The organism is Curtobacterium sp. MCPF17_001 (assembly GCF_003234615.1).
Lineage (GTDB): Bacteria > Actinomycetota > Actinomycetes > Actinomycetales > Microbacteriaceae > Curtobacterium.
Genome location: NZ_QKSL01000005.1, coordinates 1 through 21,096, shown reverse-complemented (window position 1 = coordinate 21,096; position 21,096 = coordinate 1). Strand labels below are relative to the sequence as shown.

Below are 21,096 nucleotides of genomic sequence, written 5' to 3'. Positions count from 1 at the left end.
AGGCTGGCGCGGTGCTGGTACTCACGCGGAAGGTCGGCGAGCGGATCCTCATCGGTGACGACATCGTCATCACGGTGCTCGACTCCCGCGGTGACGGCGTCCGCATCGGGATCGACGCCCCTCGTGGCGTGAAGATCCAGCGCGAAGAGGTCGTCCGTGCCGTCGCCGAGGCGAACGTCGCCGCTGCCGCAGGCGCCGATGACGACGCCGAAGCACGCCTGCGGGCCGCACTCGGCGCCCCGCGGCCCACCGCTGCCGACTGACGCGCTGCGGCCTGCTGCCGCGGCGCCGCTCGGCTGCGCCGCCCGCGCTGCGGCCTGCTGCCCCGGCGCCGTTCGGCTGCGCCCAACGGCATCCGGCCCGAACCGCGGTGTCCCGCGGTTCGCCGGGGTTCCTGTTGTGCGGGTCCTCGCCGCGCCAGCTGGCGGCAGCCCGGCGGTACCCCGGCGGCAGTGCCGCCCGCCCGCCGGCCGGCCGAGCGCGGCGCCGTTCGGCTGCGCCCAACGGCATCCGGCCCGAACCGCGGTGTCCCGCGGTTCGCCCGGGTTCCTGTTGTGCGGGTCCTCGCCGCGCCAGCTGGCGGCAGCCCGGCGGTACCCCGGCGGCAGTGCCGCCCGCCGCGCCCGGCCGAGCGCGGCGCCGTTCGGCTGCGCCCAACGGCATCCGGTCGAACCGCGGTGTCCCGCGGTTCGACCGGGTTCCTGTTGTGCGGGTCCTCGCCGCGCCAGCTGGCGGCAGCCCGGCGGTACCCCGGCGGCAGTGCCGCCCGCCGCGCCCGGCCGGGCGCGGCGCCGTTCGGCTGCGCCCAACGGCATCCGGCCCGAACCGCGGTGTAGCGCGGTTCGGGCCGGTTCCTGTTGTGCGGGTCCTCGCCGTGCCAAGCGCCGCGCGCGCCACGCCGGACGCCGCGCGCCGCGCCGCGCCTACGGCCGGGGCTTCTTCTCCTGCTCGGGGAGCCGACCTGCAGCACGCTCGGCGGCGTACCACGCGCGGGCCTCGTCCTGCCGTGCCTGCTCGGCACCGGCAGCGATGGGGGAGCGGACGTGCGCCGGCTCGTACCCGAAGGACTCGATGAGCTGCGGGACGACCGGACGGATCCGCGCCACGAGCCGGTCGACGTACGCCGAGACCGCTCGGGCACGCTGCGCCGAGAGCCGACCGTGCAGCAGGTGCCAGTCGAGGTGCTGCTCGATCAGCCCGAGGGCGAACAGGTCGCGCAGCCAGACCAGCACCGTCCGGGTGTCACCCGGCGGGACGTCGGCGATCGCGTCGGTGAAGGCGTCCCACTGCATGAGCTCGGCGTGCGCCTTCGACGCCTCGATGAGCTCGTGCTGCGACCGGTTCAGCAGCACGGCCGCGCGGGCACGGTCCTTGCCGGCGGTGCGGAGGCGCATCCCGATCTCGGTCACCATGGTCTCGACGCGCCCGGCGAGCAGCGCGCGCTGCGTCCCGCTGTCCTGCAGGTCGGCCACCGAGGCCGCGAGCGAACCGCGGTCGGACACGGTCTGGCCCAGCCGACGGAGGCCGGTGGCATCGGCGAGCTTCGACCCGACCTGGGTCGCGACGAACTTCGCGGTCGACGCGGCATCGCGCGGTGCGGCCTTGCGGAAGTCGGTGAGCAGGCGCTTGCCGACGAGCTGCAGCAGGACGGTGTTGTCGCCCTCGAACGTCACGTAGACGTCGAGATCGGCGCGGAGGCCCGTGATGCGGTTCTCGGCGAGGAACCCGGCGCCGCCGGTCGCCTCGCGGCACTCCTGGAGCGTGTCGAGTGCCGACCAGGTGGACATGGACTTGAACGCCGCTGCCTGGGTCTCGAGGTCTTCACGACGCTCCGGGGTGTCCGCTCGCCCGCTGAACACGTCGTCGAAGGTCTGCAGCAGCTTCTCGTGGGCGAAGGACTGCGCGAACACGGTCGCCAGACGCGGGATGAGACGGCGCTGGTGCCGGCCGTAGTCGAGGAGCACGCCCTCCTGCCCGTCACCGGTGGGGAACTGCCGACGCTGCATCGCGTAGGTCAGGGCGATCTGCAGCCCGACCTTCTGCGCGACGACCGCGGCGCCGTCGAGCGACACCCGGCCCTGCACGAGCGTGCCGAGCATGGTGAAGAAGCGCCGGCCGGGGGACTCGATGGGTGAGGAGTACGTGCCGTCCTCGGCGACGTCGCCGTAGCGGTTGAGCAGGTTCGTGCGGGGGATCCGGACGTGGTCGAACCAGAGCCGGCCGTTGTCGATGCCGTTCAGTCCGCCCTTGACCCCGTCGTCGTCGCCGCCGACCCCGGGCAGGAAGCCGTCGTCGTCGCGGAGCGGGACGTAGAAGGCGTGCACACCGTGGTCGATGCCCTGCGTGACGAGCTTGGCGAACACGACCGCGGCCTTGCCGTGCAGGGCGGCGTTGCCGATGTAGTCCTTCCACGCACCGCGGAAGGGCGTGTGCACGACGAACTCCTGCGTCTCCGGGTCGTAGGTCGCACTCGTCGCGATGTTCTGCACGTCGGAGCCGTGGCCGGTCTCGGTCATCGCGAAGCAGCCGGGGACGTCGAAGGCGATGATGCCGGGCAGGAACTCGCGGTGGTTCCGCTCGGTGCCCAGGTGGTGCACGGCCGAGGCGAAGAGACCCCACTGCACGCCGGCCTTGATCTGCAGTGACGGGTCGGCGACGGTCAGTTCCTCGAACGCCGCCAGGTTGCCGCCGTGGTTGTCCTGACCGCCGAACTCCGGCGGGTAGGGACGCTGGATCGCCCCGGCGTCGACCAGGATGCGGAGCTGCTCGAAGACCCGGGCACGGTGCTCGGCGATCGGCTGTCCCTCGATCTTGTGCAGCGCGGGGTCGCGGGCCAGTCGGCGGGAGATCCGGCGGTCTTCGGCCCAGCGACCGAGCAGGTGCTCGGCGAGCAGGTCGACGTCGATCCGGACGTCGGTGTCCGTGCCGCCGGTCGGGGTGCCGGCTGCCGGGTCGCCCGTGGCGTCGGCCTTCGGCGCGCTGCCGGAGGCTCGCGTGTCCGAACCCGGCGTGCCGGTCGGACCGGCGCTGCTCGGACGGCGCTCGGTGTTGCTGCGGACTGGTGCGGTGTCGACCATCGGGTGCCTCCTGAACTGCACGGTGGACGGACCGCGTCACTGCAGGGCGGTCCGACCAAGCCAGCGTAGGCACCCGTGTTGCGGATGGCATGACAGCCGTGCCAGGGCCACAACCGGTCCGGTCGGCTGATCCTCGTCGTTGGTGGGAACCCTCCAAGACCCGCCCGGGACATCCGTGGGGACCCTGGTGGGGATTCGGCGTGTACCTCGTCCCGGGGGCACACTGGCCGGCATGTCGAGCACCACGGAGCCGGACCGGCGCGGCAGCGGACGCACCTTCTTCGGGCAGCCGTTCGAGCTGTCCACACCGTTCGCCGTCGAGCTCTGGGAGCGCTTCTCGTTCTACGGCATGCAGGGCATCGTCCTGCTCTACATGTACTACTCGCTCACACGGGGTGGCCTGGGCATCGACCAGGGGGTGGCGAGCGGCATCATGGGCGCCTACGGCGGCTCGGTGTACCTCTTCACGATCCTCGGCGCGTGGGTCGCCGACCGCCTGATCGGCGCCGACCGGACGCTCTTCGGCAGCGCCGTCGTCGTGATGCTCGGACACATCGCGCTCGCACTGGTCCCCGGGGTCGCGGGCATCGGGGTCGGGCTCGTGCTGATCGCGCTCGGCTCCGGCGGCCTCAAGGCCACCGCCACGACGATCGTCGGCTCGCTCTACACGCGCGACGACCCGCGGCGCGACGCCGGCTTCTCGCTGTACTACCTCGGTGTGAACCTCGGCGCCTTCGCCGGGCCACTGCTCACCGGACTGCTGCAGTCGACGCTCGGATTCCACTACGGCTTCGGGCTCGCCGCGGTCGGGATGGCCGCGGGACTCGTGCAGTACGCGATCCGCCGACGGAACCTGCCCGACGCCGTGCAGAAGGTGACGAACCCGCTGCCGCGTTCGCGCTACCCGCTGGCCGTCGTCGTGGCGGTCGCCGGACTGGTCGTCATCGCGGTGGCCGTGCTCACCGGACTGCTGACCGTGTCGACGCTGCCGGTCGTCGTGGTGGTCGTGGTGGTCGTCGCGACCATCGCCTACTTCGTCGTGATCCTGTCCAGTGGCCTGACCCCCGACGAGCGCTCCCGGGTGTTCGCGTTCATCCCGCTGTTCATCGGCAGCGCGGTGTTCTGGTCGCTGTACCAGCAGCAGTTCACCGTCGTGACGGTCTACGCGGACCAGCGCCTGGACCGTGACCTGTTCGGCTTCACGATGCCGGTGTCGTGGGCGCAGTCGATCAACCCGGTCATGATCATCGTGCTGTCGGGGCTCTTCGCCGCACTCTGGACCCACCTGGGCGACCGCCAACCGTCCACGCCGACGAAGTTCGGCCTGGGGACGGGGATCATGGGCGTGGCGTTCCTGCTCTTCCTGCCCTTCGTCGGCACCGGTGAGAACGGCACGCCGCTGCTCGCCCTCGTCGGCATCCTGCTCGTGTTCACCGTCGCAGAACTGCTGTTGTCACCGACCGGGCAGTCCGTCGCCACGAAGCTCGCGCCGCCGAAGTTCCAGACGCAGATGGTGGCGCTGTTCTTCCTGTCCGTGTCGCTCGGCACCGCGCTGACCGGCGTGCTCTCCCGGTACTACGACCCGGAGCACGAGGCGCCGTACTTCACGGTCCTCGGCCTGGTCGCCGTCGTGGTCGGTGTCGTCCTGCTGGTGATCGCTCGGCCGGTGCTGCAACTCATGCGCGGCATCCGCTAGCTGACGCGCGGCACCGCACGTCCGACGGGCACGGTCCGGTAGCCTGGAGCGCAGCAGACCGGCCCCGCCAGACCGGCACCAGATCACGAGGAGTCACCCCCATGCTCGAGCTCATCGCAGGCATCATCATCGGCATCGGCGTCCTCGGTGGGTTCGGCACCTGCCTGGCCTTCGCCGCCATGATGAAGTCCGGCTCCGAAGAGTACTGACCGGTCAGGACGCTCCGGCGTCCACGGTCTCCGGTTCCATCGGGACCGGCACCAACTGACGACTCTGGACGGTCGCGCGCTCGAACGGGCCGCGGCCGTCCGTCGTGTAGGCGGGCTCGTCGAACTCGACGACCCAGGCCACGCGGACCCCGGCACCGGCGTACCCGGCGAGCTGCGCGCCTCCCGGAGCGACGATCAACCCGATCGGGTCGTCCGCCCACTGGTCGCCGCGGTCCGACGGGACCACCCGGACGACGGCACCGATGCCGAGGACCGGGACGTCCGGCGGCACCGCTCCGGCGGAGTCGTCGGGAGCAGCAGGGCGGGGAGCGCGACGTCCGAACACGCCACGACCCTACCGCCGGACCCCCGGCAGCGAGCCTAGACCGTGCTCAGTCCCGCCGGATCTGGGTGACGGACGAGTAGCCGGTGTCCGGGTGCTTCCGCATCGACAGCAGCCGCTCCATCGACGGTTCCAGGGCCGTGACCTTGTCGAGCGGCGCGCTGACCACGAGCTGGAAGCCGAGTCGCAGCCACGCGGTCACCGCACGGCCGGCGAACTCCGAGTCGGCCTTGATGAACGCCTCGTCGAGGAACACCGGCGCGAACCGCGGTCGGGGCCGGGTCTCGTCGCCGAGCTGGTAGCGGAGCGCCGCACCGACGATGAACGCCACGAGCTCCTGCGTCTCGCCACCGGACTTGTCACCGAGGGACGAGTACACGCCCAGGTCGTCACCCGCCGTGTCGTAACGGACGGCCGTGATCTCCATGTGCCGACGGACGTCCAGGACGGCGTCCCGCTGCGTGGTGCGCCCGCGCGGGGACTCCGGGTCGGGTCGGATGACGGCCATGAACCGGCGCAGGCGTCGGAACCGTGTCTCGAGGACGTCGTCGGTCAGCTCGGTGTCGACCGAGGCGGACAGGGCGCGGAGCTCCCTGCGGAACTGGGTGACGTCCTCGCGCGTGACGCGGCGGATGACGATCTTCAGCCGGTCGCGGTTCGCACCGAACGGCAGGTCGCGCAGGATCTCGTTGACCGGTTCGAGGCGCTCCTCGATCTCCACGACCGCGCGGTCGAACGCGCCGGAGAGCGGCACGAGGTCCTCGCCGCTCCATTGGGACAGCCGTCGACGCCATTCGCTGCGTCGCGCATGGAGGCCCGTGGCGACGATCTTGTCGAGGATCGCGCGGTAGTCGGGGTACGACGCCACCCCGGTGCCGAGGTTCGGGTCTGGCCAGGCGTCCTGGTAGCGCTCGAACGTCGTGGTGAGTGCCACCGAGGCGGTCGCGGCACCGTCGAGGGCCTGCGACAGGCGCTCCTCGAGTCGCCGCCGGAGGCGTTTGGTCGCGTCGTCAAAACCGTCCACGCCCTCGGGTGCCCCGACCTCGTCGAAGGCCTCGGCGAGCAGACGTTCCTGCTGCTCGTCCGGCAGCCGCTCGGGCGCGTCGGTGAACCGCTCGAGGATCTCGCTGGCGGCGTCCTGGCCGTCGACGAGCACCGCGTGTCGTTCCTCCAGACGCTTGACGCTGAGCCGTGCGGCGGCGCGACGGTCGGCGGCGTCGTCGAGTGCCGCGCGGAGCCGGGCGACGGACGCGCGGAGAGTCCGCAGTCCGTCGTCGGCAGCCAGGAGCGCCTGGCGTTCGTCCTCCAGTCGGGTGAGCGACGCGTCGGCGCCGGCCACGTCGACGGCGTCCCACGTGACGTCCACGCGGTGTCGGTGCGCGGTGCGGAGCGTGTCGAGGGCGGCCAGGTCCTGCGCGATGTCGGTGCGGCGGGCCTCCAGGGCGGTGAGGTCGGCGGCGATCTCGGCGAGCTCCGTCTCGACGGAGCGGACCCGGGACTCGTTCGTGAAGCCGATGACGTTCGCCTGGCGGCGGTCGCCGTGTGCGCCGCGGCGGCCGTCGCGGAGCTGCCCGGCGACGGTGACGCGTCGGCCACCCCCGCCGAGGTCGGCGGCGTCCTCGACGCAGCGGGCGTCGATCCGGTCGGACTCGATGCGCTCGCGGACCCAGGTGCTGAACGGCGACGGCTTGATCGCGAGCTTGCCGGAGACCATCGAGCTGTCGCCGGGCAGGTCGATGTGCGGACCCATCGGGACGCCCTCGAACTGCACCCGGACGGGCAGACGCAGCGCGTCGATCGCGGCGCTGAAGTCGTCCAAGCGGTCCTCGTCGACGAGCAGGGTGCGGGCGACCGGGGCCAGCACGGACTCGATCGCGGTGCGCCACTGCTCCTCGGCGGGCAGGACGTCGAGGAGTTCGGCGACGAACGGCACCGCCGCGGGGTCGATGCCGGCTGCGCGGGCCATCGCGACGCGGGCTTCGTGCATCGGCAGCGGCATGGCGCCCTGGCGGTGCTCGAGCGACCGACGCTCCTGACGCAGGGTCCGCTCGCGGTCGAGGAGCGGGTACTCCTCGCGGGTCAGGGCGTCGCGGCGGCTGTCGAGGTCGTCCCGCCGAGCGGGGTAGGTGCCGATGAACTCGTGGCTGGCGCGCTGGGCCTCGGTGAACTCGGCCTCGGTGGACAACGGTTCGCCGAGGGGCGCGGTGCGCTCGTCGAAGACCTCGCGGGCGCGGGCGACGGCGGCGCGCTCCCGGGTGCCGCGGTCGATGCGGTCCTCGAGCTGCGCCAGCGCGTTGCCGCCGGAGTCGCGCAGTCGGGCCTCCGCGTCGCGGAGCTCGACCTCGACCGCGGCGTGCCGGGCCGAGGCGGCCTCGACCTCGGCGCGGGTGGCGGTCCGCTCGCGGGTGTTCCGCTCGACCTCGAGGTCGAGCAGCTCCCGCTTGCGGGACGCCGTCCAGTGCGCGAAGGGCGAGACGTCCGCGCCGGTGGCGATGCCGTCGAGCGCCGCCGCTGCCGCCCGGGACCGTTCGATCTCGTCGTGCAGCTCGCTGATGGGGGAGAGGATGCGGACCTTGCGTTCCTCGGTGTCCATCGCCTCGTACGCCTCGTCGAGGGCGGCGAAGTGGGCGAGCGCGCGGTCCGCCGCCTCGTAGGTGCCGGGGGTCTCGAGCACGAGCGACTTGTACAGGGCATCGACGGTCGGCATGTGCTGACCGGCCTGGATGCGGGCGAGCAGGCGCATGGCGCGGTTCCCGCCGCCGGAGTCGCCGATGCCCAGTCGGGTCTGCAGCGTGTACGCGAGCTCCTGGTAGGTGTCACGGATCACGAGCCCCGGGATCCGGCCGGTGAGTTCCAGGTGCGCGAACCGGGAGGGCACGAAGTCCTCGAGTCGGCGCAGGTCGAACACGTCGTCGACGGTCGCCATGGTCATCTGGATGTCCGCCACACCACGGGCGCGGCGCGGCACGATGTAGGCGCGGAGGACCGTGAACCGCCGCTCGTCGTCGTTCCGGAACGTGACCGCGACGGCGCCCCAGGTGGTCTGCTCGTCGCCGCGGAGCGTGACGTCCTTGAGCGCACCGGTCTCCGGGTCACGCCGGGTGTCGACCTTGCCGCGCAGGTAGGTGAGCAGGTTGCGCTGGTCCGCGCTGCGCGCCCGGCCGGTCGTCGCGTCGTTCGAGGCGCCGTTGAACGGCACGTCGGACGGCATCATCACCGCGAGGTACGCGTCCATCAGCGTCGACTTGCCGGTCCCCGAGGCACCCGAGATCAGGGTCGCCGTCCCGGAGAGCTCAACCTGGCGGTGGCCCTGGAAACCGCCCCAGTTGACGACCTGCATGGACTCGGCGCGCCACTGCGCGACGGTGTCGAACAGGGCGGGGATGCCCGTGGTGTCGATGTCGACGGTGCTCACGCGCGGTCCTCCTCGGTCTCGTCGGTGTCGGTGTCCGTGTCGTCATCGGTCAGGAGTGTCGGATCACCCTCGTCGGACGCCGCACCACCGTCGGTGGTCGCGTTCCGCAGCGTGGTGCTCGTCAACCACGTGTCGAGCTCGACCAGTCGTTCGAGGGGCAGGAGGACCTCGACGACGCTCGCGATCCGGAAGCGGTCCGGGTCGGAGGTCTTCAGCAGAACCCGGGCCGTCACCAGTCGCTCGACCGCCTTCGCCACGCGGGCCTCGTCACGGGTGCGGTCGGTCGCGGTCGCCGGTCGGAAGCCGGACACGTGCCCGAGGATCTCGGTCCGGTCCACCACGACCTGGTCGGGGCCGGGTCGGGCGTCGGCACGCAGTCGCATCCGCAGGTAGACGAGGACGATCGTCTCCTCGCGGGTGTACGGGGCGTCGCGGAGCAGGGTCGGGAAGCCACGCCGGGTGCTCTCGGAGCGGGCCTGGCGCTTGAAGGCGACCTCGCGGTCCCGGTCGACGTGGAGTTCGAGGAACAGGTCGTTCAGTCGCGACCGGAGCTGGTGCTCGGCGTCCAGGACCGCACGCCACTCGTCCACGTGCGTGCGGGCACTGACGTAGGGGTGCCGCAGCAGGGCGACCAGGGCGCGGCGCTGCGGTTCGTCGAGGCGGCCCTCGTCGCCCTCGAACAGCGCGAACGTGCTCTCGTCACGCTCCGCGAGTGCGTCGCCGGAGAAGTCGCCGGCGAAGTCGACGGTTCCGTCGGCGTCCACGCCGGAGGCGTCCTCGAACGCGACCTCGTCGTGGACGGGTGCTGGCGTCGTGTCGCTCACCGTGCCTCCTGGCCGGGTTCGTCGTCGGGGCCCGGTGCATCGCCCGCGGGGGCGAGTGCTGCGGTGGGCATGTGGAAGGTGACCGGCTCACCGTCGGGGCGGACGGTGTGGTGCGGCGCGGAGGCCGTGCCCGCTTCGAAGTCCGGGTGTCCGGTGAGCAGGTGGGCGAGTCCGAAGAGCTCGACGGGGCGGCGCTGCTCGGCGGGCAGCGCGTGGAAGGCCTCCACGCTCGAGCCGGTCGCGGCGTGCCCCAGGGCGTCGCGCAGCTCGGCGAGCAGCGGACCGCCGTGGCGGCGGAGCGACTCGACGTCGATGTCCTCGAACACGTCGTCGTCGGGTTCCTCGATCGGCGGTGGCACGGACTCGGAATCCGGGTCGTGGAACTTCTCGCGGAGCGTCCCGACCGCGGCGGACGGGGGCAGCAGGCCGAGCGGGACCCGGTCGCGCGCCGAGCCGGTGTCCATCCAGGCCGCGAGTCCGCGGTTCACCGAACGCAGCACGGCGTCGAGTTCGCGGTCCCGCACCACGTCGTGCGCGACGATCTGGTCGCGCAGCGTGGCGGTGAGCATCCGGCGCTGGGCGAGGACGTCCTCGATGCCCTGACGGAGGATGCCGACCGTGCCCCGGAAGGTCCGGCGCTCGGTCGCGCTGAGCGAGCTCGCGAACGGGTGTTCCAGGATCGTGGTGATGTCGTCGCGGAGCCGGAGGAGCAGCGCGTCGTCGCGCAGGAGCTCGAAGGCCCCCTGGAACGCCCGGCCCTCGGGTGTGGACTCCATGAGGTTGTCGGTCCGGGCCAGGTAGTCGTCCAGGATCTCGCCGATCGGACGGACCTCTTGGCGGAAGTCCTCGACGATCTCGCGGTGCATCGTCGCCACGGCTTCCTCGACGCGCTTGAAGTCGCTCGGGAGCTGGCGGATGAGGTCGGTGAGGTTCGTGTAGCCGTCGCGCATCCGGTCCTCGTCGACCGTGACGACCTCGTCGCCGCGGGCCAGGCGGTCCCGCTCGGCCTGCAGCTCCGCGATCTGGGCGTCGAGCCGGCGGACCTGGGTGTCCCGGTCGGGTTCGGCACGGGCGGCCCAACGGTGCACGGCGTCGACGATCATCGCCAGGCGGCTCTCGCTGATCAGCGCGCGCTCGGACGACAGCGCGTCGATGAGGCTCAGCGCTTCGAGGGCGTGGCTCGTCAGGCTGTACTGCTCGTCGCCGTCGGGGGAGTTCGAGCGGACGAGCCACTGTGCCGCCACCCACTCGCGGCAGAGCGACCGACCGTTGGGACGCGGCGCCTCGCCCGGCGGCAGGTCCCCGCTGGGGGAGTCGCCCGCCGGCACCCGCGCACCGGTCGCCTGCAGTCGGGCGACGTGCTCCTCGACCTGCAGGTGCATCCGGTCAGCCGGGACGTACTGCACGTCGCGGTCGAACACCGTCCGGAACACCGAGACGACCGCGGCACTCGTCGGACGGGACATCAGGCGGAGCGTCGGACGGTCGAGCACCTGGCGGACCCGGGCGAACTCGAGGTCGACGTCGGTCATGCTGCCCCTGGTGGTCGGACGGGTCGTGTGGTTGAACGGGTCGTGTGCTCGGACGGCTCGTGGGATGCGAAGAGCCCGACGCGGTGGCGTCGGGCTCTTCGGGTGTTCTGCTGCCCGGAACGGGCACGTGGGCGATACCAGACTCGAACTGATGACCTCTTCGGTGTGAACGAAGCGCGCTACCAACTGCGCCAATCGCCCCTCGCACTTGCGTGCGGAACGATAGTAGCGGATGTCCGGCCGTGGTCGGAACACCGGCCGCTCGTCGCGCGCGTCGCCGGCCTCGCGGGCGCACTGGAGGCCCGTGGTGACCCCGCCGATCCGCATGAACCCGGGGGACACGCCCGGTGAACGGAACCGGTTTTGGAGAAACAGCGTGAACTGGGTACAGTTTACGAGTCGCCGCGAGAGCGGGTCGGACAACACCGGTGTGACTCAGGTCAGACCATGCGGATGTGGCGCAGTGGTAGCGCATCACCTTGCCAAGGTGAGGGTCGCGAGTTCGAATCTCGTCATCCGCTCGAGGTGCCTGTCTTCTCTGGAAGACAGCAACTCTCCAGAAGAGGTATCCCACCGATCGGGTACTACGCCAGACGTGGACCTTGATGGTGGGGTGGCCGAGAGGCGAGGCAGCGGCCTGCAAAGCCGTCCACGCGGGTTCGAATCCCGTCCCCACCTCCAGTCCGCTCCGGCGGAACTCATCTGGGCGATTGGCGCAGCGGTAGCGCGCTTCCCTGACACGGAAGAGGTCACTGGTTCGATCCCAGTATCGCCCACCACGAAGAAGCCCCCGGCAGGAATGCCGGGGGCTTTCGTCGTTCCCGCCGTCGGGACACCTCGTGCGACCGCGTCGGCTCGGAACGAGGTTCGAGGGGCGAGGTTCGAGGGGCGAGGGGCGAGACGACGATGGTCCCGCACGGCCGCACCCGTCCGGAGAACTCTGCGGCTGGCGCCGACGGATCCGGGGGGACTGCCGATAGGGGCTGACGGAACGTGACGCCCGGCCCGAGGGGCGGCGGGCGGTTCCCGACCCGAGGAGTGGCACCATGCGGCGTCCGACCCCGATGCGACGGTTCCTGCCCGCGGCGGTGCTCCTGGCGATGCTCGCGACCACGGTGAGCGCGACGACGGTCACCGCGGTGCCGGCCGTCGCAGCGGCGAGTCCGAAAGTTTCCGTGTCGTGGAAGAACAGCGCCGTGACGGCCACCGGCTTCCGCTCCACGGTCGGTGTCACGAACGGGTCCGGTGCCGCCTGGCGTGGATGGACGATCCAGTTCGCGTACGCGTCCGACGCGCGGACGTTCCGCGACGTCCGCAAGGTCTCGAGCGCGAAGGGGTCGCTCACGGTCGCCGGGGTGACGGCACGACCGGACATCGCCAAGGGGGCGACGGCGTCCTTCCGGATCGACTCGCGGAAGGTCGCGAAGGCGAAGACGGTGCCGACCTCGTGCACGGTCGTCGGAGCGGCCCTGCCGTGCTCGGTCAACGGTGGAGCGGCGACGCCGGGCAAACCCCCGGCAACGCCGACACCGACACCGACACCGACACCGAAGCCCACGCCAGCACCGACGCCCACGCCAGCAGCGACGCCCGCTCCCACGCCGAAGCCGGCCACCGGGCGCGACGGCACGGTCGCGGTCGGTTGGCTCGACAACGCCACCTGGGCGACCGGCAGCCAGTCCTCGGTCAGCGTGACGAACCGGACCGCGCTGCGCCTGGCTCCGTGGCGGATCCGGTTCACCTACGCCGCCACCGTCGACACGATCTGGGACGCCACCGCGAGTGCCACGCCCGGCGGGTTCATCGCGTCCGCCCCGTCCTACGCCGGCTCGCTCGACGCCGGTGCTGCGACGTCGTTCGGGCTCACCTCGAAGACCGCGGGGGGCGCCGGCGTCCTCCCGACCGCGTGCACCGTGCTCGACCTGCCCACCGGCACGGACGTCGCCTGCACGGTGAGCGGCGTCCCGTCCGGCACGCCGGCCACGAGCACCCCCGCGCCTGCGCCGATCGCGGTCCCGGCACCCCTGACCGAGCCCCGTGCCGGTCGGACCCTGATCGCCCCGTACGTCGACCTCGGGCTCTGGCCGACCGCGGACCTGCGGACCTTCGCGGAGCAGACCGGCATGCGTGCCTTCACGCTGGCGTTCGTCGTGTCGGACAACGGCGGCAGTGCCTGCACGCCGGCCTGGGCCGGCTTCGACGCCTACCGGATCGGCGGTCCGCAGGACTTCCATGCGAACATCGCCGCGTTCCAGGCGAGCGGCGGCCAGGTGGTGGTGTCGTTCGGCGGCGCGGTGAACAGCGAGCTCGCCCTGCGGTGCACCGACCCGGTGAAGCTGCAGGCCGCCTACCAGCAGGTCGTCGACCGGTTCGGCGTCGACCGGATCGACCTCGACATCGAGGGCACGGCGCTCGGCGACACGGCAGCCAACCAGCGCCGCGCGACGGCGATCGCCCGGGTCGTCGCCGCGCAGGCGGCGAAGGGACGCCACCTCGACGTCTCGCTCACCCTGCCGGTGATGCCGACCGGACTCCTCGGCGAGGGCGTCGCCGCGGTCCGGGGACTCACCGTCGCCGGTGTCCGTCCGGTCGCCGTGAACCTCATGGCGATGGACTACGGACAGGGGGCCCAGCCGATGGGTCCGGCCGCGAGGTCCGCCGCCCTGGCGACCGCGAGTCAGCTCGCCACGATCCCCGCCTACGCCGGACTCAGCGCCTCGGCCCGACTGTCGATGATCGGCATCACCCCGATGGTCGGTCTGAACGACACCGGCGAGGTGTTCACCCGCACGGACGCCCAGGACCTGGCGGCCTGGTCGGTCGCGAACGGCATCGAGGTGCTGTCCTACTGGGAGGCCACCCGCGACCAGCCCTGCAACCCGTCCATCGGCGCCTACATGTGCTCCGGGGTCCGGGACGCGCAGTGGTCGTTCGCGCACGCGGTGGTCACCGGCGCGACGCGCTGAGCAGGCGGCGCGACACGCTGAGCAGGCGGAGCGGCACCGACGGCGGCGGCACGCGTCACCGCAACGCGTCGGCGAGTTCCTCGAGCAGGAACGCGATCGAGGCCGCCCCGTCCAGCAGCATCTGCACCTCGATGCTCTCGTCACTCGAGTGCCAGTGGTCCTCCGGCAGCCCCGTCCCGATGAACAGCACCGGCGCGTCGAGCACCCGCCCGAGCAGTTCCGCGGGCCCGCCGCCGGCGTTCCCCATCCGTCCCGCGGTCTCGGTGCCGTGCCCCCGTTCCATCGCTCGGACAAGGGCCTCGGCGGCCGGACCGGGGGGTGTCACGTAGGGGTCCTGGCCGGACTCCTCCGGGATGTCGAGCTGGTAGGTCACCCCGTCGGGCATCTGCTCGGCGACGAAGGCCCGCATCTGCTCGGCGACACGGTCGACGTGCTGACCGGGGACCGTCCGGATGCTGATCTCCGCGGTGGCCTCGCTGGGGATGACGGCGCGGGGGAACCCGGTCGGGTCACCGGCGAGCAGCGTCAGGACCTCGATCGACGGGCGCGCCCAGAGTCGCTCCTCGATCGTGTGTCCGGGCTCGCCGACGACGCTCCGGGTCTCGGTCCGCTCGAGCCACACGTCGGTGTCGAAGTCCAGGTCACGGAGCTCCTGCTGCCGCTCCTCGGTGAGCTCGTCGACGTCGTCGAGGAACCCCGGGACGGCGATGCGACCCTCGTCGTCGTGCATAGCCGCGAGCACCGAGACGAGCGCGTGCACCGGGTTGGGCGCCGGCCCGGACACCGCCCCACTGTGCACGTCCCGAGCCGGGCCGGTGACGGTCAGGGTGGCTCCGGTCATGCCGCGCATCGAGGTGACGACCGCCGGGTTGCCGCTCTTCCACTGCAGGGTGTCCGAGAAGACGACGACGTCGCAGGCGAACCGCTCGGGGTCGCTCTCGAGCAGCGCGGCGAAGTGCGACGACCCGAGCTCTTCCTCACCTTCGACGAGGTACCTGAGGTTCACCGCAGGCTGGCCGTCGTCCCGGGTCCCCAGGTGTGCCCGGAGCGCCCAGAGGTGTGCGATGACCTGCCCCTTCGCATCCGACGCGCCGCGGCCGTACAGTCGGCCGTCGCGGAGCACGGGTGCGAACGGCGCCGTCTCCATCCACTCCTCGGGCTTCGCGTGCCGGACGTCGTGGTGGCTGTACACCAGGACGGTCGGCAGCGACGGGTCGACCAGCCACTCGCCGTACACCGCGGGTGACGGCCCGGCCCGCAGCACCTCGGTCCGGAGCCCCACCTCGCGCATCGCGCCGGCGAGCCACCGCGCAGAGCGCTCGACGTCGAGCGCCCGCTCCGGCTGCGAGGCGACGGACGGGATCCGCACCCACTCCGACAACTGGTCGATGATCGTGTCCTGCGCGGCCTGGAGGCTCGTGGTGACGTCCGCCCCGCCGCTGTCCGTTCCGTGTTCCACCAGTCCGACCGTAGAGACCGGACGGTCGGAGGCGACTCCGGATCCGCGCACACAGGACCTCGGCCGGAGGTCTGCTCAGTCGACCGGGCGGTGCAGCGTCGCGATGCCGTCGTGGAGCGGCTCCGTCTCCCACGTCGCCGCGGCGGTGCCCGCAGCCAGGTCGCACCGGACGTGCAGCAGGTGCGGGGTCTCCACGAACCGGACGTCGATCGACACGACGTCACCGGCGCGTGCGCCGCTGGTCGCCGTCGCACCGGACACCGCCCACGTGCCGTCGCCGACCGGGGCCGCGACCTCGCCGGAGGCGTCGCGGAGGGTGAGCACCCACCCGCGCTCGGTGCCCTGGGTCAGGTGCAGGGCCTCCAGTCCGGCTCCGATGCCCGTCGACCCGGACGCGGCGGAGAACCCGCCCTCGGGCAGCGGGGTGAGTACTCCGAGCGCGTCACCGGCGAGCGGGGGGAGTGCCAGCCCGGCGAGTCGCTCGCGCAGGGCCGGGTCGGCGGTCTCGGCCCCCTGCCGGTCGATCGCCGGCAACAGGTGTTCCCACACCGCGTCGAGGACGGCCTGCATGTCGAGGCTCTGACCGGTCATCGCCACCACGACGTCGTGTTCGGGCAGGACGACGCAGAACTGGCCGTAGGCGCCGTCGCCGCGGAAGCCGTGCCGCGCCATCCAGAACTGGAACCCGTAGCCCGCCGACCAGTCCGGGTTCTCCTCGTCGGGGTTGGCGACCCGGACGCTGGTGGCCGTCTCGACCCAGTCCTCGTCGAGCAGGCGCTGCCCGTCCCACATCCCGCGCTGCAGGTACAGCTGGCCGAGTGCGGCGACCGCTTCCGTGGTCGTGTAGCCGCCGCTGTACCCGAGTTCCGCGCCGGAGTCGTCCCGCCGCCACGCGAAGTCGTCGATGCCGAGCGGCGCGAACAGCCTCGGACGCAGGTACTCGAGGAGCGATGTCCCGCTGACCCGCCGGACGATCTCGCCGAGGGTGTAGGTGCACGGCTGGTTGTAGGCGAAGACGCTGCCGGGCTCCTCGTCGGGCGGGAGGAGCAGGAACCCGCGGACGGTGTCCCTCGGGTCGATCGCCTCCGCCCGGTCGATGGTCTCGGTGCGGTGCCCGCTCGCCATCGCCAGCAGGTGCCGGACCCGCATCCGTCGGGTGCGCTCGTCGGTCACCTCGGCGTCGAGTTCCGGGAAGTGGCTGACGACGGTGTCGTCCAGGTCGATCAGCCCCGCGCGCACGGCGATGCCGACGGCCGCGGCGGTGAAGCTCTTGCTCAGCGAGTAGAGCAGGTGCACCCGGTCGGCGGCGAACGGGGCCCACCAGCCCTCGGCCGCGACCGCGCCGTGCCGGAGGACCATGACGCTGTGCGGCTCAACGCCGTCCGCGCCCTCCAGCGCGGAGACCAGGCGGTCGAGCCCGGTCGCGTCGATGCCGAGGGCGGACGGGGTGCTGCGTCGGAACGTCGTCGTCACGGAGCAGACCCTAGTCCGGTCGTCGCTGGCAACGTCCGGCGCGCCCGACATGCGGACGGGAGGCCCGGATCGCGTCGGTCGTCGGGTACAGTGGTGGATGTTGGTCACCCTGGTGGGCAGCGTGCGGATGTGGCGCAGTGGTAGCGCATCACCTTGCCAAGGTGAGGGTCGCGAGTTCGAATCTCGTCATCCGCTCAGGACAGAACACAGGAACCAGAACCCCTCGGCCGATCGGCCGGGGGGTTCTGTCGTCTGTGGTCGACGAGCACGTAGTGGTCGACGAGCACGTCAGTGGTCGACGAGCACGTCAGTGGTCGACGAGCACGTCAGTGGTCGACGAGCACGCCGGCGGGCGACGAGCACGTCGGCGGGCGCAGGCTTCGGGTCCCCGCGCCCACCGGCGTGGAGGCGCCGTCGCCTCGTCGTGGCCCCCGGATGGGTCGTCCGGACGCGGGCCCGGGGATCTGTTCGGAGCAGCAGGGCCAGCGGGAGGCCCCGCTGGCGGGTCGTGCGGTTTCCCGCACGATCCGCCGCCCGTCGGCCTGTCGACTTGCGGCGACGGGGTCAGGCTGTCGCGACGGCTCTCGTGCCCGGCATGCCGACCCACAGCGACGCGCCGGTGTCGACGACGGTCACGAGCACCGTGTCGCACCCACGGCAGCGGGCGACACTGCCCATCGCCGTCCGGTGGACCCGGGTCACCGCCAGGAGGCCCGTGGTCCCGCAGCCGGAACAGCGCAACCGGGCGGACGTCGCGTCGACCCCGAGCACCTCGGCGAGGTCCCCGGCCAGGGCGTTGCCGTCGACGAGCGTCATCACGAGCCTCCGAACCGTTCCGCACGCACCTCGGTGGTGTCGTGGCCGAGTTCACCGAGCCAGCGCAGCACCTGTTCGACGAAGGGTGTCGAGCCGCACACGTACACCAGGGCCCCGGCCTCGGGCGGCAGGACCGACGCCGCCAGCCGCTCCCGGGTCAGTCGTCCGGCCGGGGTCGTCACGCCGTCCGGCGTCCGGCGGCTGTAGACGACGTCGAGGACGAACGGTGCGTGCTCGGCAGCGCTCACCGCTGCGTCGAGTTCCGGCCGGAAGAAGACGTCCTCCGGGGTCCGGACGGCGTAGAGCATCCGGAACGGTGACGGATCGCCAGCGGCTGCGTGCGCGGTGACCATCGGCAGGAGCGGCACGACGCCCGACCCGCCGGCGATCAGCTGCACCGGGCGCGGCTCGGATGCCGCGGGGCCCGGACGCCAGACGAACCACCCGCCGAGGGGCCCGTGCACCTCGAGCGCGTCCCCGATCTCGACGGCGTCGACCAGGAACGGGGACACCTCGCCGTCCTCGACCCGGTCCACCGCGAGCGTGACCCGGGAGTCGTCGCCGGAGGAAGCGATCGAGTAGGAGCGCGTGGCCTGGTAGCCGTCCTCCGCCGTGAGCCGCAGGTCCAGGTGCTGCCCGGGGTCGTTGCCCGGCCAGGTGGGCACGTCCAGCACCAGGCGTCGGGCGTTCGGCGTCTCCGGGGACACCGACGCCACCGTGGCGGCGTGCCAGGCGGGACGCCGGAGCGGGCGGACGGGGGCGACACCGGGCCAGGCCGGTGCGGCACCGGACCCGGCCGGTGCCGCACCGGACCCGGCCGGTGCCGCACCGGGCCGGTCCGACGGGGCGGACGGGGGACGGGCCTCCAGGCCGGGGGCGTCGTCGGCTGTGGAGAGGGTCACCAGTACCGCTCTTCCTTCCACGGGTCGCCGTGCATGTTGTAGCCGGCGTTCTCCCAGAACCCGGGTTCGTCCTCGGCGTGCATCACGATGCCGCGGACCCACTTCGCGCTCTTCCAGAAGTACAGGTGCGGGACGAGCAGCCGTGCGGGGCCGCCGTGCTCGGGGGTGAGGGGTTCGCCGTCCGCCTCGAAGGCGATCCACGCCTGCCCCTCGAGCAGCTCGTCGAGTGGCACGTTCGTGGTGTAGCCGCCGAAACTGTGCACCATGCAGAAGTCGAGCGACGTCTCGATGTCGGCGAACAGCTTGTCGAGCGGCACACCGCGCCAACCCATGCCGAGCTTGGTCCAGTGCGTGACGCAGTGGATGTCGACGGTGATGTCGTCCAGCCCGAGTGCCCGTACCTCGTCCCACGTCCACGAGTGCAGGCCGGACTCGGTGCGGATCGAGAAGCTCCACTCGGACGGTTCGATCTCCGGCGTCGCACCGGCCGACAGCACGGGCCAGTCGTGCACCAGTGTCTGCCCGGGCGGGATCTTGCTGTCGTCGACATCACGGCGGCGTCCGCCGAACCCGCGGGTGAAGCTGGCCATCGCGTCCTCGTTCCTGTCGTCACCGGCGTCGGGACCGCTGCCGCCCCGATCCGCCTGCTGTGTCGATCCTGCCGCACGGCCGTGCTCTTGTCAGCCGCCGCGCGGACGGCCGCGGCGCCGATGACGGGTTCAACCGGCCGGGGTGACCAGGCCCGACTCGTACGCCAGGACCACGGCGTGCACGCGGTCCCGCAGCTGCAGTTTCGCGAGCACCCGGCCGACGTGTGTCTTGACGGTCTGCTCGGCGATGAACAGTTCCCGTCCGATCTCGCCGTTCGAGCGCCCGCGGGCCATGAGCATGAAGACGTCCCGCTCGCGGCCGGTCAGGACCGCGAGCACGTCCGCCTGCGGAGCGGCAGGTCGGGGTCCCGCGATGAAGGCCTCGACCAGGTGTCGGGTGACGCGAGGCGCGAGCAGGGCGTCCCCGGCCGCGATGGTCCGGACGGCGGCGATCAGGTCCTCGGCGCCCGCGTCCTTGAGCAGGAAGCCGCTCGCCCCGGCCCGCAGCGCGTCGAACACGTAGTCGTCGATGTCGAACGTCGTGAGCATCAGGACGCGGACCGGCGTCGGACTCGGCCCCGAGCGCGGCGCTGCCGTGAGCCGCCGTGTCGCTTCGATCCCGTCGAGGACCGGCATCCGCACGTCCATCAGCACGACGTCGGGCTCGAGGTCGATGCCGAGCGCGACGGCCTGGGCACCGTCCCCGGCTTCGCCCACGACCTCGAGGTCCGACTGGGAGCCGAGGATCGCGACGAGTCCCGTGCGGAACACGGCCTGGTCGTCGACGACGAGTACTCGGGTCATCGGGGGTCTCCGTCCGGGTGGCGGGGCAGGGTCACGGCGACACGGAAGCCACCGTCGGCGGTGGGGCCGGCGTCGAGCGTCCCGTCGAGCGCGGCGACGCGGGAGCGCATGCCGGCGAGGCCGTACCCGCCGTCGTCGGCCGGGGGCGGGGGAGCGAGGGGGGCCCGGGCGTTCGTCACGACCACCGCGACGGCGGCGACGGACACCTGGACGATGACGGTGGTGTCGGCACCGGGGGCGTGGCGGACGACGTTGCCGAGGGCCTCCTGCACGACGCGGTACACCGTCAGCTGCGTGACGCTGCCGACGGCCCCGACGTCGACGGCTGCGTCGTCGACGGCTGCGTCGTCGACGGCTGCGTCGTCGACGGCTGCGTCGTCGACGGCTGCGTCGTCGGTGGCTGCGTCGTCCCGGACGTCGAGGGTGACCGCGAGCCCGGCGGCGCGCGTCGAGCCGACGAGGGCCGGCAGGTCGGTCAGGCCCGGTTGCGGTGCACGCTCGGCGTCCTCGTCGCCGCGCAGCGTGCCGAGGAGCTGTCGCATCTCCCGGAGTGCGGTGCGGGAGGTCGCGGCGATCGTCGCGAACTCCTCCCGCGCCGCCGGTGGCAGGTCCGTCACGCGGTAGGGCGCCGACTCCGCCTGCATGTGCACGACGGACATGCTGTGCGCGACGACGTCGTGCAGCTCCCGGGCGATCCGGGCGCGCTCCTCCACGGCACGGCGGGCACCGGCCTGCTGCTCGGCGTCCTGCCGTGCGGCGACGAGCTCGGCACCCACTGCCCGGCGCTGGCCGAGCAGGACCGCGGCCGCCCCGATGAGCAGCCCGCTGCCCGCGGACACCACGAGCGTGCTCACCCAAACGTCCGGCTGGTCCCACCGGCTGGGCGTCGCGGCGACGAGCACCAGGGTCAGGACCGTCGAGGCACCCCAGGCGACCGCGGTCGTCCGCCACGGGGTCCGCAGGCCGAGGACGACGAGCAGCACCGACAGG

The 21,096-nt window shown here is 72.3% G+C and carries 15 protein-coding genes and 5 tRNA genes; 7 read left to right on the top strand and 13 right to left on the bottom strand.

Annotated features, from left to right (window positions below):
* Nucleotides 1-11: 11 nt before the first annotated feature.
* A complete protein-coding gene (csrA, locus tag DEJ24_RS06210) occupies nt 12-263 on the top strand; it encodes a carbon storage regulator CsrA (protein WP_111077765.1) in 252 nt (83 codons plus the stop codon).
* 660 nt (nt 264-923) lie between these two features.
* On the opposite strand, the gene DEJ24_RS06205 is transcribed toward csrA, so the two are convergent.
* On the bottom strand, nt 924-3,077 hold the full coding sequence (locus tag DEJ24_RS06205; RefSeq protein WP_111077764.1) for an acyl-CoA dehydrogenase: 2,154 nt from the start codon (nt 3,075-3,077) through the stop codon (nt 924-926).
* A gap of 232 nt (nt 3,078-3,309) precedes the next feature.
* On the opposite strand from DEJ24_RS06205, the gene DEJ24_RS06200 reads away from it, so the two are divergent.
* Entirely contained in the window at nt 3,310-4,773 is a 1,464-nt protein-coding gene (locus DEJ24_RS06200) for a peptide MFS transporter (RefSeq protein ID WP_111077763.1), read from the top strand.
* Nucleotides 4,774-4,986: 213 nt separating this feature from the next.
* Here DEJ24_RS06200 and DEJ24_RS06195 read toward each other — a convergent pair whose 3' ends face one another.
* From DEJ24_RS06195 to DEJ24_RS06175, 5 genes are all read right to left on the bottom strand, one after another.
* Entirely contained in the window at nt 4,987-5,328 is a 342-nt protein-coding gene (locus DEJ24_RS06195; protein WP_146242529.1) for a hypothetical protein, read from the bottom strand.
* Between the two features lie 46 nt (nt 5,329-5,374).
* Nucleotides 5,375-8,740, bottom strand: a complete 3,366-nt coding sequence (locus tag DEJ24_RS06190; RefSeq protein ID WP_111077761.1) for an ATP-binding protein — start codon at nt 8,738-8,740, stop codon at nt 5,375-5,377.
* A complete protein-coding gene (locus tag DEJ24_RS06185) occupies nt 8,737-9,564 on the bottom strand; it encodes a DUF4194 domain-containing protein (RefSeq protein ID WP_111077760.1) in 828 nt (275 codons plus the stop codon). Before DEJ24_RS06185 ends, DEJ24_RS06190 begins: the two co-directional genes overlap by 4 nt.
* Nucleotides 9,561-11,096: a DUF3375 domain-containing protein gene (locus tag DEJ24_RS06180; protein WP_111077759.1), complete on the bottom strand. Its 1,536-nt coding sequence runs from the start codon at nt 11,094-11,096 to the stop codon at nt 9,561-9,563. The genes DEJ24_RS06185 and DEJ24_RS06180 overlap by 4 nt, the downstream gene beginning before the upstream one ends.
* Nucleotides 11,097-11,224: 128 nt before the next feature.
* Nucleotides 11,225-11,297 (bottom strand) — tRNA-Val (locus DEJ24_RS06175).
* Between the two features lie 248 nt (nt 11,298-11,545).
* Here DEJ24_RS06175 and DEJ24_RS06170 point away from each other — a divergent pair.
* From DEJ24_RS06170 to DEJ24_RS06155, 4 genes are all read left to right on the top strand, one after another.
* Nucleotides 11,546-11,617: transfer RNA gene (locus DEJ24_RS06170), tRNA-Gly, on the top strand.
* 86 nt (nt 11,618-11,703) lie between these two features.
* Nucleotides 11,704-11,777: transfer RNA gene (locus tag DEJ24_RS06165), tRNA-Cys, on the top strand.
* A 23-nt stretch (nt 11,778-11,800) separates the two neighbouring features.
* Nucleotides 11,801-11,875 (top strand) — tRNA-Val (locus DEJ24_RS06160).
* Between the two features lie 267 nt (nt 11,876-12,142).
* Nucleotides 12,143-14,062: a cellulose binding domain-containing protein gene (locus DEJ24_RS06155; RefSeq protein ID WP_111077758.1), complete on the top strand. Its 1,920-nt coding sequence runs from the start codon at nt 12,143-12,145 to the stop codon at nt 14,060-14,062.
* 55 nt (nt 14,063-14,117) lie between these two features.
* On the opposite strand, the gene DEJ24_RS06150 is transcribed toward DEJ24_RS06155, so the two are convergent.
* Together DEJ24_RS06150 and DEJ24_RS06145 are read right to left on the bottom strand one after the other, a co-directional pair.
* Nucleotides 14,118-15,521: a M20/M25/M40 family metallo-hydrolase gene (locus DEJ24_RS06150; RefSeq protein ID WP_111077757.1), complete on the bottom strand. Its 1,404-nt coding sequence runs from the start codon at nt 15,519-15,521 to the stop codon at nt 14,118-14,120.
* Between the two features lie 75 nt (nt 15,522-15,596).
* A complete protein-coding gene (locus tag DEJ24_RS06145; protein WP_258374747.1) occupies nt 15,597-16,994 on the bottom strand; it encodes a serine hydrolase in 1,398 nt (465 codons plus the stop codon).
* A gap of 123 nt (nt 16,995-17,117) precedes the next feature.
* Here DEJ24_RS06145 and DEJ24_RS06140 point away from each other — a divergent pair.
* Nucleotides 17,118-17,189 (top strand) — tRNA-Gly (locus DEJ24_RS06140).
* Between the two features lie 369 nt (nt 17,190-17,558).
* Here DEJ24_RS06140 and DEJ24_RS06135 read toward each other — a convergent pair.
* From DEJ24_RS06135 to DEJ24_RS06115, 5 genes are all read right to left on the bottom strand, one after another.
* Nucleotides 17,559-17,810, bottom strand: coding sequence for a DUF6510 family protein (locus tag DEJ24_RS06135; protein ID WP_111077755.1), 252 nt, complete (start codon nt 17,808-17,810; stop codon nt 17,559-17,561).
* Nucleotides 17,810-18,712 carry an FAD-binding oxidoreductase gene (locus DEJ24_RS06130; RefSeq protein ID WP_309147009.1) on the bottom strand — a complete coding sequence of 301 codons (903 nt, stop codon included), beginning with the start codon at nt 18,710-18,712 and terminating at the stop codon, nt 17,810-17,812. The genes DEJ24_RS06135 and DEJ24_RS06130 overlap by 1 nt, the downstream gene beginning before the upstream one ends.
* Nucleotides 18,709-19,302 carry a molybdopterin-dependent oxidoreductase gene (locus DEJ24_RS06125; RefSeq protein ID WP_111077754.1) on the bottom strand — a complete coding sequence of 198 codons (594 nt, stop codon included), beginning with the start codon at nt 19,300-19,302 and terminating at the stop codon, nt 18,709-18,711. Before DEJ24_RS06125 ends, DEJ24_RS06130 begins: the two co-directional genes overlap by 4 nt.
* A gap of 129 nt (nt 19,303-19,431) precedes the next feature.
* Entirely contained in the window at nt 19,432-20,106 is a 675-nt protein-coding gene (locus DEJ24_RS06120; RefSeq protein ID WP_111077753.1) for a response regulator transcription factor, read from the bottom strand.
* A partial coding sequence (locus tag DEJ24_RS06115; RefSeq protein WP_258374746.1) for a sensor histidine kinase occupies nt 20,103-21,096 on the bottom strand: 994 nt, incomplete at its 5' end. The genes DEJ24_RS06115 and DEJ24_RS06120, both read right to left, overlap by 4 nt.

What these genes read in the sequence shown, in the direction of transcription:
- DEJ24_RS06205 (WP_111077764.1), bottom strand. Translation starts at nt 3,077, where the DNA reads ATGGTCGACACCGCACCAGTCCGCAGCAACACCGAGCGCCGTCCGAGC.
- DEJ24_RS06200 (WP_111077763.1), top strand. Translation starts at nt 3,310, where the DNA reads ATGTCGAGCACCACGGAGCCGGACCGGCGCGGCAGCGGACGCACCTTC.
- DEJ24_RS06180 (WP_111077759.1), bottom strand. Translation starts at nt 11,096, where the DNA reads ATGACCGACGTCGACCTCGAGTTCGCCCGGGTCCGCCAGGTGCTCGAC.
- DEJ24_RS06155 (WP_111077758.1), top strand. Translation starts at nt 12,143, where the DNA reads ATGCGGCGTCCGACCCCGATGCGACGGTTCCTGCCCGCGGCGGTGCTC.
- DEJ24_RS06135 (WP_111077755.1), bottom strand. Translation starts at nt 17,810, where the DNA reads ATGACGCTCGTCGACGGCAACGCCCTGGCCGGGGACCTCGCCGAGGTG.
- DEJ24_RS06125 (WP_111077754.1), bottom strand. Translation starts at nt 19,302, where the DNA reads ATGGCCAGCTTCACCCGCGGGTTCGGCGGACGCCGCCGTGATGTCGAC.
- DEJ24_RS06120 (WP_111077753.1), bottom strand. Translation starts at nt 20,106, where the DNA reads ATGACCCGAGTACTCGTCGTCGACGACCAGGCCGTGTTCCGCACGGGA.